Raw genomic sequence first — 14,744 nt, forward strand, 5'->3', positions numbered from 1 at the left:
GGCTATTCGCGCACCCGGTCCTCGTACGCCTTGCGCGCCGCGGCGTCGACATCGTCGAGGAACGCCCGCTGGGAGCCGAGCGCGCGGCCGATGGCATCGCCCCAGCTCTGCGGGAGCATCCCGACCACCTGCGAGATCACCCCGGCCGTCGTGGTCACGCGCACCTTCGCCCGGGGCGCGAGGAGCAGCTTGACCACCGCGGCCGCGATCTCCTCCGGTTCGGCCGCGCGCAGCAACTTGGGTGCGTTCACGCCCGAACCCAGTTCGGTGTTGGTGAGCGTCGGCAGCACCGAGGACGCCGAGACGCCGCTGCCGCGGTACTCCTCCCGCAGTGTGTCGGTGAAGCCGAGTACGGCGTGCTTACTGGCGTTGTAGGTGGCCAGGCCGGGCAGGTGGGTCTCGCCGGCGAGCGAGGCGATGTTGATGATGTGGCCGCTGCGCCGCGGCAGCATCCGGGCCAGCGCCAGCTTGGAGCCCAGCACGACGCCGTACACGTTGATGTCCAGGATGCGCCGGGTGATCGCGTCGGGCTCGTCGACCACCCGGCCGGTGGGCATGATTCCCGCATTGTTGATCAGCACGTCGATCGGCCCCAGCTGCCGCTCGACCTCGTCCAGGAAACTCGCGAAGGACTGCTGATCGGTGACGTCGAGGCGACCGTAATGCCCGAAATCGCCTGCGGCGCCGGAATTCTTGACCGCCGCCTCGTCCACGTCCCCGACGGCGACGACCGCGCCCAGCCGGTGCAGCGCGGTGGCGGTGGCCAGGCCGATGCCGCGCGCGCCGCCGGTGATCACCACGACCTTGCCGCGGATGGTGCCGGTGCCGGTCATTTGCCCTTACCTCCAACGGTATTGATCACGTCCAGGATGCCCAGGCGCCGCATGCCGCGCGCTCCGGCGGCCCGCATCGTGGTCAGGGCGATGCCGAGTTTGGCCGCGCTGTACGGGAACCAGAACATCTCCTTCTGCTGGGTGGGGAGCATCGGGACGGTGAGCGCCTGCTTGCGGCAGTACTTGCGCAGGCCCTCGGGACCGCCCAGACGGGTGCCGATGCCCGACTGCCCCCAGCCGCCCATGGGCAGCGCGAAGTTGAAGATATTGGAGAAGACGTCGTTGACATTGACCGCGCCCGCATTCAATTGCCGCGCAACGCGTTCCCCACGCGCCTTGTCGCCGGTCCACACCGTCGCGGACAGTCCGTATTCCGAGTCGTTCGCCAGCGCAACGGCTTCGGCCTCGTCGGCCACCTTCATCACCGGCAGCGTGGGCCCGAAGGTCTCCTCGGTCATGCACGTCATGGTGTGATCGACGTCGACCAGCACGGTGGGCTCGAAGAAGGTGCCGACCCCGGTCGCCTGTCCGCCGGTCAATGCCTTGGCGCCCTTGGCGATCGCCTCCTCGACGTGCCGGGTGACAATGGCCTGCTGCGCGGAGTTGGCCAGCGCGCCCAGATCGTGCTCGAACCTGCGCCCGTCCAGGCCCTGGCGCAGCTCGCGCACGTGCGCGGTGAGCTTGCCGACGAACTCCTCGTACACCGGCGCCTCGACGTAGACCCGCTCCACCGAGACGCACACCTGACCGGCGTTGAACAGCCCGCCGAACGCGATTCCGTATGCGGCACGGTCGATATCGGCGTCGGCGAGCACGATGGCCGGATCCTTGCCCCCCAGCTCCAGGCTGTAGGGAATGAGTCGTGCGGCACAGGCCGTCGCGATCCGCCTGCCGGTCGCGGTGGAGCCGGTGAACTGGACGAAGTCGACGTTGTTCACCACTGCCGCACCGGTTTCCGCGGCCCCGGTGATGACCGTGAACACCGGTGGCGCGCCGATCTCGGCCCATCCGCGCGCAAGCTCGACGGCCGAGAGCGGTGTCACCTCGGAGGGTTTCAACAGCACCGCGGCCCCGGCGGCCAGCGCGGGAATCACATCCATCGCGGGCATGGCGAGCGGGAAGTTCCACGGCGTGATCACCCCGACCACCGGATAGGGCCGGTAGACGGTGGTCAGGCGCTTGACCCGAGCCAGCGGACTGTGTGGGGACGGATGGTCGTCGGCGAGAAATTTCTCGGCGCGGCGGGCGTAATAGCCCAGCAGATCCGCGGCATAGCTGGGATCGATGAGGGCGTCGGCCCGCGGTTTGCTGGTCTCGGACTGCAATACGTCGGCGAGCCGGTCGGTGTTGTCCAGGATCCAGTCCTGCAGCTTCAGCAGCCACTCCTTGCGGCCCCGCGCGCCGATGGCCTCCCATGCGGGCTGATGCCGGCGCAGTTCTCGGACCGCGTCGGCCACCGTGTGCGCCGAATCGACCCCGACACTGCCCACGACCTCGCCGGTCGCGGGGTTGTGCACCGCGATCTCGGGCGCCGGCGGTTCCGTGGGGGTCGAAGGGCCGGGCTCCGGCGTGTGCGCCGCTCGACGGGGTGCGGCCATGCTCGGGGCGGACTTGCTCGGTTCACTATCGGACACGATCTGCTCTCCCACCTGCGCTGCGATGCGACTGTGAATGAAGTCACCGAGATTCGATCGTGGCACAGTCCGGCGCCGGGCAGTCGGCACTATCGGTCAAGCTTTACGACCGATGGCTCAGTCGGTGCTCGCCAGGCGTCGCAGCGGCGGCTCGGTCGACGGGGGAACCCGGCGGTCGGGTAGCTCCGCCAGCAGAGTGGTGGTCGCCGCGGCCACGGCCTCGACCGCCTTGTCGAACGCCGGTTTCGTCGTCGAGGACAGGCCCGTCAGGCCACCGACCTTCCGCACGTATTGCTGTGCGGCCGCGTAGATTTCCTGCTCGGTGGCAGCTGGCTCGAGCCCACGCAGGACGGTGATGTTCCTACACATGGCGCCGACATTAGTCCTGGGTGCGGCGTCGCGACAGAGCAACAATTCGGCAGAATCGAAAACTGTGTGTCTCATGTGCGCCGTGCGCCCGGACCGACTGTCCGACACGGTCTGCGCGGAATAGCGAACCCGACCAAGATCGATGGGACACAATCGGTGGCATGGCTGCCCGCGACCTGCCGACGCTGACCACATTTCCCTACGAGGAGCTGGACCGCCGCGAGGACGATCACTGGTCCGGCGCGCAGGTTTCCGACGACGAACTGCGCGCCCTCTCGCTCGGTGCGTTCTATTCCGCGCGCTGGGACGCGTTCCACGACGCGCTGCTGCTGGGCCCCGAGCGCGAGCATCCGCTCGGGGATCGCCGCGAACTGGCCATCGACACGCTGACGGGCGCCTGGGGAATCACCGACGGCGCCGAGGCGATGGCGTCGATGGAACAGTTGCTGGACGGCATGCACGGCCCGCTGTACGCGATGGTGCATCCGCTGGTGATGGCCTCGATCAACTCGCCCGAACGCGACCGCTTCGGGGAGCGGGCCGATCGGCACCGGGCCTTCCTGCGGCAGGTCGGCGCGTTTCGGGGGATGGACAACCCCGAGGCGCTGGTGCGCGATTACGACATCTGGTCCCAGGCGATCAAGCTGGGCCTGGTCGACCATCTGGTGCAGCCGCTGCCCTCGGATATCCAGGCGTGGGATCTGGCGCGCGTGGTCGCGGTGGCGCGGATGGCGTTCACCGCCGGATACCTCGATGCCGACGTGTCCTGGGACTACGTCATGCGGGCGCTGACCCCGGCGCAGCGGCGCTACCGCAACTGGCGGCAGTTCGGCGACGCCTACCTCACCGGCTGGACCTACTGGCAGGCCTGCGAGGACCTGGCCGAACTCAAGTCCGGCGGCGTGGACCGGCGGCTGGAACTGATCCGGCTGTGGCAGCGTCAGACCTCGCCGTGGCGGCGAATCTCCCTGCAGCCCGAATGATCCCGAGCGATGTCTCTGCGGCCCGGCTGATCCGGCGTGCCGGTGCACGCCGGAGCGGAGGCCGGAAATACAGCTAGTCCGGCAGCGAGCGCAGGATGCCGCGGCCGTAGCGCTGGAACTGCGAGTCGTCGACCATGCCCAGCGAGTGCCGCTCCACCAGCAGCTCCCACTCCGAATACAGCTGGGCCACGCCCGGATCAGGCGGTGCGACGGCGCCGTCGGCCGCCTCGCGCTGGATGGCGAAGTTGAGCGCGCCGATGACACGGTCGGTGTCGGCGCGGTCGGCGCCGGTGAAACCCATGCTCTGGCTGCCGTCGAAGACGCTGATGCCGTAGGCGCCGGGCTCGTCGCCCTCGGGCTGCGGGGACTCCTCCCCGGACGACCGCGCCGACAGCAGCGCCGCGACCGGCACCTCGAAGGCCTGTCGGGCACCCGGGCCGATCGATAAGAACAGTAATCGCTCGGTGGTGACCGCGAGCAGGCCGCGCCCGCGCCCGACGGGCGGCTGGGCGGTCGCCAGCGCGGTCTCGAGGGCGAACTCCTCGGGGCCGATCATGCGGTGCAACGCGCCGATTGCCGCCCGGGTCTCGCGCCGGGGCGCCATCCGCCGCACCGCGCGGTCCACATCGGCGCGGGTCGGTCCGGACTTGCCCCATGCGGGCGCCGGGGGTGTGAGATCGGGCACCGACATATCGATGCGCTGGGTGGCCAGGATCTGGGTGTTGATCCGCTCCACGATGACGATCGCGGTCGGCATGTCGTGTTCGGCGATCAGCACCGGCAGTGGGGTGCGGTCGGCCGGCACGCCGGTCAGCACCGGGCTGGGATAACGAAGATATATCTCGATGACGACCGCGTCGTCGGCTCGCCGGTTCAGCCTGACCTTCAGCAGGTCGGAGACCGGAACGTCGAGCACACGCTCGCCGTCGGCACCCGGCCGCAGAACCTGCACTCGGCCGCCGCCGTGGCGCAGTATCGCTGTGGGTGTCCGTAGCTCGACTATGTCCATACCCCCTGCGCTCTGTCGGGTGTGCGGTGCTTCGCCAGGCCCTGGGTGGTTACGCAAGCTACCGCTCCAGGGCCCATTGCTCACGCCGCGGTGTTGTGTTGTCGCTCACAATAGGTGGTGCATGCCATGATTGTGACTGCTTGGGACGGGAACCACCTGCGTTCCCCGACCGTTTAGGTACTGAACTGCATTAGCTGCCGAACTGTGCGATGTAACGGATAGACCGTACGCGGTAACGTGGCTTGTCCGCATCCGTTCGCTCCGACCGGGGCGTGCGGAACCGAAGTGGGCAGCGCCCGATCGCATCGTAGGCACACCCCGGAATCACCGGAAAGGACTGGCCCGCCGGCCGACGCTCTATGAACCGCAAGACAGTGTTTCGCAACCTGGCCATAGTCGCGGGCATCCTGCTCGTGATCTATCTGGTCAGCTATTTCAGCAACGACACGCGCGGCTGGAAGAACGTCGATACCTCGGTGGCGCTCACCCAGCTTGCCGACAAGTCCAACATCAAGCAGGTTCAGATCGATGACAAGGAGCAGCAGCTCCGCATCACGCTGAACAAGGGCAACGACGCCACCAGCGGCCAGACCCAGATCATCGCGAAGTATCCGGGCGGCAGCGAGGTGTCCGCGGAGGTCCTCAAGGACGTCCAGAGCTCGGGCGCGCCCTACAACACCTCCGTCAAGCAGGACAGCTGGCTCACCCAGGTGCTGCTGTTCGTGCTGCCGATGGTGCTGCTGCTGGGGCTTTTCGTCTTCGTCATGGCCCGCATGCAGGGCGGTGGCCGCGGCGGCATGATGGGCTTCGGCAAGTCCAAGGCCAAACAGCTGTCCAAGGACATGCCCAAGACGACGTTCGCGGACGTGGCCGGCGCCGACGAGGCGGTCGAGGAGCTCTACGAGATCAAGGACTTCCTCCAGAATCCGGCTCGCTACCAGGCCCTGGGCGCCAAGATCCCGAAGGGTGTGCTGCTGTACGGCCCGCCCGGTACCGGTAAGACCCTGCTCGCGCGCGCCGTCGCCGGCGAGGCGGGCGTCCCCTTCTTCACCATCTCCGGCTCGGACTTCGTCGAGATGTTCGTCGGTGTCGGCGCCTCGCGCGTGCGCGACCTGTTCGATCAGGCCAAGCAGAACAGCCCCTGCATCATCTTCGTCGACGAGATCGACGCGGTCGGCCGCCAGCGCGGCGCCGGCCTGGGCGGCGGCCACGACGAGCGCGAGCAGACGCTGAACCAGCTGCTGGTCGAGATGGACGGCTTCGGCGACCGCACCGGCGTCATCATCATCGCGGCCACCAACCGGCCGGACATCCTGGATCCGGCGCTGCTGCGCCCGGGCCGCTTCGACCGGCAGATCCCGGTGAGCAATCCCGACCTGGCCGGTCGTCGCGCGATCCTGCGGGTGCATTCGGCGGGCAAGCCGATCGCGCCGCAGGCCGATCTGGACGGCCTGGCCAAGCGCACCGTCGGCATGTCGGGTGCGGATCTGGCCAACGTGATCAACGAGGCCGCGCTGCTCACCGCGCGCGAACACGGCAACGTGATCACCGGCGCCTCCCTGGAGGAGTCGGTGGACCGCGTTATCGGTGGCCCGCGGCGCAAGAGCCGCATCATCAGCGAGCACGAGAAGAAGATCACCGCCTACCACGAGGGCGGCCACACCCTGGCGGCCTGGGCGATGCCCGACATCGAGCCCGTCTACAAGGTGACGATCCTGGCGCGCGGCCGCACCGGCGGCCACGCCATGACCGTGCCCGAGGACGACAAGGGCCTGATGACCCGCTCGGAGATGATCGCCCGCCTGGTGATGGCGATGGGCGGCCGCGCCGCCGAGGAGCTGGTGTTCCACGAGCCGACCACGGGCGCGTCGTCGGATATCGACCAGGCCACCAAGATCGCCCGCGCGATGGTCACCGAGTACGGCATGAGTGCGCGGCTGGGCGCGGTGCGCTACGGCCAGGAGCAGGGCGATCCGTTCCTGGGCCGGTCCATGGGCATGGCCTCGGACTACTCGCACGAGGTCGCGCGCGAGATCGACGAGGAGGTGCGCAACCTCATCGAGGCCGCGCACACCGAGGCGTGGGCCATCCTCAACGAGTACCGCGACGAGCTGGACTCCCTGGCCACCGCGCTGCTCGAGCGCGAGACCCTGCACCGCAAGGATCTCGAGCAGGTGCTCGCCACCGTCGACAAGCGCCCGCGGATCACCGCCTTCAACGATTTCGGCGAGCGCGTCCCGTCGGATCGCCCGCCGGTGAAGACCCCGCGCGAGCTGGCCGCCGAGCGCGGCGAGCCGTGGCCGGAGGAGGAGGCCGCACCGGTGCTGGAACCGGCCGCTGCCCCCGTCGCCAACGGCTATCCGCCCGAGGCCTACCGGCAGCCACAGCCGCAGCCGGGCTACGGCGCCCCGCGGCCGGGCTACCCGGTGCCCGGTGCAGCTCCGGCGTACCCGCAGCAGGGCGGCACGCATGGTTCCCGGCCCGATTACGGCGCCCCGGCCGGTTGGTCGGCCCCGGGCTGGCCGCCGCAGGAGGAATCCCAGCAGCAGCCGCAACAGCCGCAGCAGCCCGGCTACGGCGGCCCGCAGAACCACGGCGGCTGGGCGCCCGCGGGCGGCCAGCGCTACGGCCGCCCGGGACATCAGCAGCCGAACGACGCCGAGGGCGGGAGCCAGCTCGGCACGCCCACCGAGAGCGACGGTACCGAGTGGGACGGACCGAACGGCCGCCACTAACCGGCGGTGATTAGGCTCGACGATCGGGGCGCAGGGATTTATCCGCGCCCCGTTCGCGCCCGTCGGGCGTGAGTGATCCAAATGTGTGGAGGTGTTCTCGAGTGTCGGCCAACAACAACGGAGCGGGTCCCGATGGAGCATCCGCCGGTCTGGTCGCGCTCGAAACCGGGCGCCGCTTCGATCAGATGCGCGCCGAAGCGGCCGTGCGCGAATTGCTGCTGGCGGTCGGCGAGGATCCGGACCGCCCGGGCCTGATCGAAACCCCCTCCCGCGTCGCGCGCGCCTACCGGGAGATGTTCGCCGGGCTGTACACCGAGCCGGACCGGGTGCTGGACACCACCTTCGAGGAGGGCCATCAGGAACTGGTCCTGGTGCGCGACATCCCGCTGTACTCCACCTGCGAGCATCATCTGGTGTCGTTCCACGGTGTCGCGCACGTCGGCTACATCCCCGGCCCGCACGGGCGCGTGACCGGCCTGTCGAAGCTGGCGCGCCTGGTCGACCTGTACGCCAAGCGGCCCCAGGTGCAGGAGCGGCTGACCAGCCAGGTCGCGGACGCGGTGATGCGCAAGCTGGATCCGCGCGGCGCGATCGTGGTGGTCGAGGCCGAGCATCTGTGCATGGCGATGCGCGGCATCCGCAAACCCGGCGCCAGCACCACGACCTCGGCGGTGCGCGGCCTGTTGCAGACCAGTGCCTCCTCGCGTGCGGAGGCCTTGGATCTGATACTGCGCAAGTGAACCGCTCGCAGATGTCCGCAGGCGGCCAGGCGTCCGGTCCGGGCGCCGGGTTCGTGCGCCCGCGCGACGGGCGTTCCTGCGTGGTGATGGGTGTGGTCAACGTCACCAGCGATTCGTTCTCCGACGGCGGCCGTTATCTGGATCCCGGCCTGGCCGTCGCCCACGGGCTCGAACTGTTCGAGCTGGGTGCGGACATCATCGATGTGGGCGGGGAGTCCACCCGTCCGGGTGCGATCCGGATCGATCCGGAGATCGAGGCGGCGCGTGTCGTCCCGGTGATTCGCGCGCTGGCCGCGGCCGGAGTCCCGACGAGCGTGGACACCATGCGTGCGAGCGTCGCCGAGGCGGCGATCGATGCGGGCGTGTCGATGGTGAACGACGTCTCCGGTGGCCGCTCGGATCCGAACATGGTGAAGGTCGTTGCCGCGGCGGAGATTCCGTGGATTCTCATGCACTGGCGGGCCGAGGCGGACTACCGCCACCTGGGCGCGGCCGAACACTACGAGGACGTGGCCACCGAGGTGTGGCGGGAGCTCGGCGCTCAGGTGGATCTGGCGATGGCGGGCGGTGTCACACCCGACCGGCTGATCCTGGATCCGGGCCTGGGCTTCGCCAAGAACGCCGAGCACAACTGGGAGTTGCTGGGTGCGTTGTTCTCCGGGCTGATCGAGCTGACCGAGGGGGGCTTCCCGGTCCTGATCGGCGCGTCCCGCAAGCGTTTCCTCGGATCGCTGCTGGCGCAACCGAGTTCGGACGGCCCCGTGCCCCGGCCGCCGGACGGCCGGGAGGTCGCGACCGCGACGATCTCGGCGCTGGCCGCCGAGCACGGCGCCTGGGGGGTGCGCGTGCACGATGTGCGCTCGTCGCTGGACGCGATCGCGGTGGTGGACGCCTGCCGCCGCGCCGCGCGGGCGCTGGACCGGAAGTATCAGAGCGCCGGCGAGCACGAAAACAGTTCCGGCACAACCGAACCAGGTGACACCCCGGCCGACGTGGCCGAATCGCCCGCGTTAGGAGACCAGAGTTGACGACCGATTCCGTTGCGGAGCAGTCCCTTTCCGGATCCGGCGCGATGCGGCCGCCGAGTGCGGCGCCGGGCCGTCAGCACCGCATCGAGCTACGCGGGTTGCGGGCCTACGGGTATCACGGCTGCTTCGATTTCGAGCGCCGCGACGGCCAGGAGTTCGTCGTGGACATCACGCTCTGGCTGGATTTCACCGAAGCGGCTGCGACCGACGATCTTTCGCACACCGTGCACTACGGCGAGCTGGCCGAGCGCGCGGTCGCGATCGTGCAGGGCCCGCCCCGCAACCTCATCGAGACGGTGGTGTCCGAGATCGCCGACGAGGTGATGACCGATCCGAAGGTCACCGCCGCCGAGGTGGTCGTCCACAAGCCGTCGGCCCCGATTCCGCACACTTTCGCCGATGTGCGAGTGGTTGCCACCCGCAGCCGCGAGGTGCAGGTATGAGGGAGCTTGCGACCGAATCGATGTGCCGGTGTGCCCGGCGCATGCCGGAGCCGAGCGCCAGCGAGGTGCAGGTATGAGGGAGCTTGCGACCGAATCGATGTGCCAGTGTGCCCGGCGCATGCCGGAGCCGAGCGCCAGCGAGGTGCAGGCATGAGTCGTGCGGTGTTGTCCATCGGATCGAATCTGGGCGACCGCCTGGCCCATCTGCGCAGCGTCGTGGATGCGATGTCGCCGTGGCTGGCCGGCGTGTCCTCGGTGTATTCGACCGCGCCCTGGGGCGGCGTGCCCCAGCAGCACTATCTCAATGCCGTACTGCTGGTGGAGGATCCGGCCGCGGACGCGCGGGACTGGCTGCGGCGCGGGCAGGAACTCGAGCAGGCCGCCGGGCGGGTTCGCGAGGTGCGCTGGGGCGCAAGGACTCTCGACGTCGACGTGGTGTGGTGCGCCGAGCATCGCCCGGAGGGGCTGCGGGTGTGCCGCAGCACCGACCCGACGCTGACGCTGCCGCATCCGCAGGCACACAACCGGGCCTTCGTGCTGCTGCCCTGGGCCGAGATCGAGCCGGATGCCGTGCTCGAGGTGCTGGGCAGCCCGAGCCCGGTGCGCGAGCTGCTGGCGGCGCTGGATCCGGCCGAGCGCGAAGGGGTTCGGCTGACCGAGCTGACGCTGCGACGGGCGGCATCGTGAGGGCCCCGGCATGAATGTCATGAAGCCGACGAAGATCCTGGACCTGACCGCGAATGTGCTGATCGCCGCGGTGGTCGCGTGGGTCGCCACGCGCTGGGCGTATTCGAGTTTCCCGCCGATCACGGTGATCGCGGGCGCCTCGCTGTATCCGGTGGCCGCGCTGGAGGCGGTGCTGGCCTTCGTGATTCGGGCCCGGGTCGGGGACAGCCGCATCGGTGACGGCCCCAAGCAGCTGCATCCGATCACCGCCGCGCGGGCCGCGGCGCTGGCCAAGGCCTCGGCGCAGGTGGGCTCGCTCGCCGCCGGGGTGTGGCTCGGGTTCCTGATCTGGGTGATGCCACAGCGCTCGACGCTGCGCGCGGCGGCCTCGGACACGCCGGGGGCGATCGTGGGTCTGATCGCGGGCGTCCTGCTGGTGGCGGCGGCGCTGTGGCTGGAGTATTGCTGTCGCGCGCCCAGTGAGCCGCCCGACGAACCAGCAATCTAGTGGCAAAATAGTTAGCTCGAATCACCGAAACTGCTGCGAGCCAGATCTCACGGCGCAAGCTACCCTGGCGGGCATGGTGTCACCCGCCCGTAGCAGTACCTCCCGCCGTCGGCGGGATGACGCGGGCAATTTGATCATCGGCGGTTTGATTCTGCTCGGTCTGATTGCCAGCGTGTTCCTGATATTCAGCAGCAGTGTGCAATTGGTCCGGGTCGGCCTGGTTGCGGCGCTGTGGGCCGCGGTGATCGGGGCGGTTGCCGTCACTCGATATCGCCGGGATTCCGCAGCCGGCCAGGCGAGGGTGCGGGAGCTGCAGGCGGTCCACAAACTGCAGCTCGAGCGCGAGATGTCCGCGCGGCGCGAGTTCGAGCTCGCCGCCGAGGCCCGGATCCGCGCAGAGGTCGGCGCCGACGCCGGCGAGATGGCCGCGCTGCGCGCCGAACTCACCGTGCTACGCGAGAGCCTGCAGCGATTGTTCGACGGAAATCTGGCCAACGACCGTCCCGCGCTGCGCGCTGATGCGATTCGGTTGCAGGAGCTGCCCAGTGTGGATGCCGCGCCGGAGAATCCCGCGAACGATAACCCGGAGGAAACGGACACCTGGGATGCCTGGAGCTCACCAGCGGCCCGCTATCCGGTGACCCCGGTCTTCGAGCCCGACCACCCCGAGCCCCCGGCCTTCGCCAGCCCGTTCGACGAGCCGGTCACCGCTGAGACGCAGGTCGTGACGAGCGAGGATCTCGAGGCCGCCGCGGAGGCCGACGCCGACGCGCAGCACGACACGGAGATCCTGACGGTCGATGCGGCGGTGTCCGGGCCGCATACCCATGGGGCGACCCTGAATGCGGCCACGAACGCCCCGCCCGAGCCGGCCGCGGCGCCGCGCGAGCCGGCCGCAGCGGTCAGCGCGGGCGCACGCCGCCGTCGCCGCGCGGAGTCCGACGACGACTACCCGGGGCGCAAGCTGTCCGTCGCCGAGATCATGGCCAATCTCAAGTCGGAGCAGAGCGCGCGCTGATCGCGTCGGTGGTGCCGCCGCCCCGGCCCGGCTGCGGCCGGGATCCGGCCGGAGTCGCCGCACGCCATCGGATACCGGCCGCATGCACGCCGGATGGCAGTCGCGGACCCGACGTCCAGTAAGCAACGTCACCCGGCCCGGCTCTGGTCGCGTCCCGGGCCGGGCCCTATTCTCGGGGCGTAACGTCCGGTACCCGCGCACTCGCGGGACTGGAACGACTTCGAGAGGACACCGATGCCCGAGCGCAGCGAGGGGATCCATAGGCACAGCACCATGCGCGCAGCGGAGCCGAGCGCCGGCGAGGCGCAGCTGTGACCTCGGACATGCCTGTCGCAGGGGCCGACCCTGCGCCCGCACGCCTGACGGTGGGAATCGTCTCGGCGGGACGCGTGGGCTCGGCGGTGGGCGCGGCGCTGGAACGGGTCGGGCACATCGTCTTCGGCGTCTCCGCGATCTCGGATGCGTCCCGCCATCGCGCCGCCGCGCGGCTGCCCGATTCGCGGATCCTGCCGCCCGAGCGGGTGGCCGAACGCAGTGAGCTGCTGATTCTGGCCGTCCCCGATACCGAACTGCCGGGGCTGGTCGCTGGCCTGGCGGCCGCGAACGCGGTGCGGCCGGGCACGATCGTGGCCCATACCTCGGGTGCGAATGGCATCGCCGTGCTGGCGCCGCTCACCGCCGCGGGTGCCCTGCCGCTGGCCATCCATCCGGCGATGACCTTCACCGGCCACGACGAGGACCTGGCCCGCCTCGGCAACGCGTGCTTCGGCATCACCGCGGCCGACGAGATCGGCTACGCGATCGCACAGTCGCTGGTGATCGAGATGGGCGGCGAGCCGGTCCGGGTGGCCGAGGAACACCGCACGCTATATCACGCCGCCCTCGCACACGGCAGCAATCACCTGGTCACGCTGATCGTCGATGCGGTCGCCGCGCTGCGGTCCGCGCTGGCCGGTCCGGGCCTGCTCGGTCAGCAGGCGGTCGACGACGAGCCCAACGGCCTGGCCGAGCGGATGCTGGCCCCGCTCGCGTCCGCGGCGCTGGACAACGCGCTGCGCCGCGGTCAGTCCGCACTGACCGGTCCGGTGGCGCGCGGCGACGCGGAGACGGTGTCTGCGCATCTCGCGGCGCTGGCCGCCGCCGACCCGCGCCTGGCCGCCGGATATCGCGCGCTGTCGCTGCGTACGGCCCAGCGGGCGCGGACCAACCCCGCCCTCATTGATTTGCTGGAGAATGACCGCTCGACCGAGCAGGGTCGTTCGGAAGAAAGGCACGGCTGATGTTCGATCCGAAGCTGCGCGGCGCGTACCGGCCGGGAGAGCTGACCGTCCTGCACGATCCGGCCACCGTGACCGCCGTGTCCACCGCCCTGCGGTCGGTTGGCCGCAAGGTAGCGCTGGTGCCGACGATGGGCGCGCTGCACGAGGGCCATCTGGAGCTGGTCCGGCAGGCGCGGCGCACCAATCAGGTCGTGATCGTCTCGATCTTCGTCAATCCGCTGCAGTTCGGGGCGAACGAGGACCTGAGCACCTACCCGCGCACCCTAGACGCGGACGTGGAACTGCTGCGCGATGAGGGTGTGGAACTGGTCTTCGCGCCCAGCGCCGAGCAGATGTACCCGGACGGTCCGCGTACCAGCGTGCAGCCGGGTCCGCTGGGCGCCGAGCTCGAGGGTGCCAGTCGCCCAACGCATTTCGCGGGCGTGCTGACCGTCGTGAGCAAGCTGCTCCAGATCGCCCGCCCGCACGAGGCGTTCTTCGGCGAGAAGGACTATCAGCAGCTCACCCTGATCCGGCAGCTAGTGCGGGACCTGAACTTCGAGGTCAAGATCGTCCCGGTCGCGACCGTGCGCGAGGCCGACGGCCTGGCCATGTCCTCGCGCAACCGGTACCTCGATCCGGTCCAGCGCGAGTTCGCGACGACGCTGTCCGCGGCGCTGGCCGCGGGGCGCCACGCCGCGGGCCTGGGCCCGAAGGCAGTGTTGTCGGCGGCGCGGGCCGTGCTCGACACCGCCGCGGACATCGAGGTCGACTATCTGGAATTGCGTGCGGCGAATCTGGGTCCGCTGGTGCTGCCCGATGCCGCGGCGCTGATCGCGCGGGCGCAGGGCGCAGGGCAGGACGCCGAGGGCGGCGGCGAGACGCCCTGGAGCAGCAACGCTCGCCTGCTGGTCGCGGCCCGCGTCGGCAGCACCCGGCTGATCGACAACATGCCGCTCACCGTCGGTGTATCGATGGACGGCCACCCAGCGACCCCCGAAAGCGCTTCGGCGCGTTGAACTTACCCACCCCACCGGCATCGCAGGCACACTGCCGTAGTTAGGAAGTACACCGATGTTGCGCACCATGATGAAGTCGAAGATCCACCGCGCCACCGTGACCCACGCCGATCTGCACTACGTCGGCTCGGTGACCGTGGACCCCGATCTGATGGACGCCGCGGATCTGCTCGAGGGCGAGCAGGTCTGCATCGTCGACATCGACAACGGCGCGCGCCTCGAGACCTACGTCATCGCGGGCGAGCGCGGCTCGGGTGTGATCGGAATCAACGGCGCCGCAGCGCATCTGGTTCATCCAGGCGATCTGGTGATCCTGATCGCCTACGGCATGATGGACGAGACCGAACTGCGCGAGTATGCGCCGCGGGTGGTGTTCGTCGACGAGAAGAACCGTCAGGTGGATCTCGGCAGCGATCCGGCGCACGCGCCCGCGGGGTCCGGGCTCACCTCCCCGCGCTCGCTCACCCCGGCGTGAGCGTCGGTCGCGGCGCACCAACCAT

Annotated in this window: 15 protein-coding genes; 11 read left to right on the plus strand and 4 right to left on the minus strand. The window is 69.7% G+C overall.

The features are described from left to right. Positions 1–2: 2 nt before the first annotated feature. The 3 genes from ABH933_RS36375 to ABH933_RS36385 all read right to left on the minus strand — a co-directional run bounded on the left by ABH933_RS36375 (position 3) and on the right by ABH933_RS36385 (position 2,836). Complete coding sequence (locus tag ABH933_RS36375; RefSeq protein WP_429424477.1) at positions 3–833, minus strand: SDR family oxidoreductase; 831 nt, start codon at positions 831–833, stop codon at positions 3–5. Continuing rightward, positions 830–2,431 (minus strand): aldehyde dehydrogenase family protein, encoded by a 1,602-nt coding sequence (locus ABH933_RS36380; RefSeq protein ID WP_429424789.1) that lies wholly within the window; start codon positions 2,429–2,431, stop codon positions 830–832. The genes ABH933_RS36375 and ABH933_RS36380 overlap by 4 nt, the downstream gene beginning before the upstream one ends. A 153-nt stretch (positions 2,432–2,584) precedes the next feature. Further along, positions 2,585–2,836: a DUF2277 domain-containing protein gene (locus ABH933_RS36385; protein ID WP_429424479.1), complete on the minus strand. Its 252-nt coding sequence runs from the start codon at positions 2,834–2,836 to the stop codon at positions 2,585–2,587. 161 nt (positions 2,837–2,997) lie between these two features. Here ABH933_RS36385 and ABH933_RS36390 point away from each other — a divergent pair, with 161 nt between their 5' ends. Then, positions 2,998–3,819 carry a DUF1266 domain-containing protein gene (locus ABH933_RS36390; protein ID WP_429424481.1) on the plus strand — a complete coding sequence of 274 codons (822 nt, stop codon included), beginning with the start codon at positions 2,998–3,000 and terminating at the stop codon, positions 3,817–3,819. 73 nt (positions 3,820–3,892) lie between these two features. Here ABH933_RS36390 and ABH933_RS36395 read toward each other — a convergent pair whose 3' ends face one another. Further along, positions 3,893–4,828, minus strand: a complete 936-nt coding sequence (locus ABH933_RS36395) for a hypothetical protein (RefSeq protein ID WP_215915451.1) — start codon at positions 4,826–4,828, stop codon at positions 3,893–3,895. Between the two features lie 359 nt (positions 4,829–5,187). Here ABH933_RS36395 and ftsH point away from each other — a divergent pair, with 359 nt between their 5' ends. The 10 genes from ftsH to panD all read left to right on the plus strand — a co-directional run bounded on the left by ftsH (position 5,188) and on the right by panD (position 14,719). After that, positions 5,188–7,563 carry an ATP-dependent zinc metalloprotease FtsH gene (gene ftsH, locus ABH933_RS36400; protein ID WP_429424483.1) on the plus strand — a complete coding sequence of 792 codons (2,376 nt, stop codon included), beginning with the start codon at positions 5,188–5,190 and terminating at the stop codon, positions 7,561–7,563. A gap of 185 nt (positions 7,564–7,748) precedes the next feature. Next, on the plus strand, positions 7,749–8,303 hold the full coding sequence (gene folE / locus ABH933_RS36405; protein ID WP_429424791.1) for a GTP cyclohydrolase I FolE: 555 nt from the start codon (positions 7,749–7,751) through the stop codon (positions 8,301–8,303). An 86-nt stretch (positions 8,304–8,389) separates the two neighbouring features. After that, entirely contained in the window at positions 8,390–9,331 is a 942-nt protein-coding gene (gene folP / locus ABH933_RS36410) for a dihydropteroate synthase (RefSeq protein WP_429424793.1), read from the plus strand. Positions 9,332–9,375: 44 nt separating this feature from the next. Further along, positions 9,376–9,774, plus strand: coding sequence for a dihydroneopterin aldolase (gene folB, locus ABH933_RS36415; RefSeq protein ID WP_429424795.1), 399 nt, complete (start codon positions 9,376–9,378; stop codon positions 9,772–9,774). A 150-nt stretch (positions 9,775–9,924) separates the two neighbouring features. Further along, a complete protein-coding gene (gene folK / locus ABH933_RS36420) occupies positions 9,925–10,461 on the plus strand; it encodes a 2-amino-4-hydroxy-6-hydroxymethyldihydropteridine diphosphokinase (RefSeq protein ID WP_215915454.1) in 537 nt (178 codons plus the stop codon). A gap of 19 nt (positions 10,462–10,480) precedes the next feature. Then, positions 10,481–10,948, plus strand: coding sequence for a DUF3180 domain-containing protein (locus ABH933_RS36425; protein ID WP_429424797.1), 468 nt, complete (start codon positions 10,481–10,483; stop codon positions 10,946–10,948). Positions 10,949–11,021: 73 nt separating this feature from the next. Next, positions 11,022–11,966 (plus strand): DUF6779 domain-containing protein, encoded by a 945-nt coding sequence (locus ABH933_RS36430; protein ID WP_429424486.1) that lies wholly within the window; start codon positions 11,022–11,024, stop codon positions 11,964–11,966. Positions 11,967–12,289: 323 nt separating this feature from the next. Continuing rightward, positions 12,290–13,246, plus strand: coding sequence for a Rossmann-like and DUF2520 domain-containing protein (locus ABH933_RS36435; protein WP_429424799.1), 957 nt, complete (start codon positions 12,290–12,292; stop codon positions 13,244–13,246). Continuing rightward, on the plus strand, positions 13,246–14,244 hold the full coding sequence (gene panC / locus ABH933_RS36440) for a pantoate--beta-alanine ligase (RefSeq protein WP_429424488.1): 999 nt from the start codon (positions 13,246–13,248) through the stop codon (positions 14,242–14,244). Before ABH933_RS36435 ends, panC begins: the two co-directional genes overlap by 1 nt. A gap of 55 nt (positions 14,245–14,299) precedes the next feature. Continuing rightward, positions 14,300–14,719, plus strand: a complete 420-nt coding sequence (panD, locus tag ABH933_RS36445; protein ID WP_429424489.1) for an aspartate 1-decarboxylase — start codon at positions 14,300–14,302, stop codon at positions 14,717–14,719. Positions 14,720–14,744 lie beyond the last annotated feature (25 nt).

It is taken from the genome of Nocardia sp. GP40 (genome assembly GCF_050434125.1).
Lineage (GTDB): Bacteria > Actinomycetota > Actinomycetes > Mycobacteriales > Mycobacteriaceae > Nocardia > Nocardia albiluteola.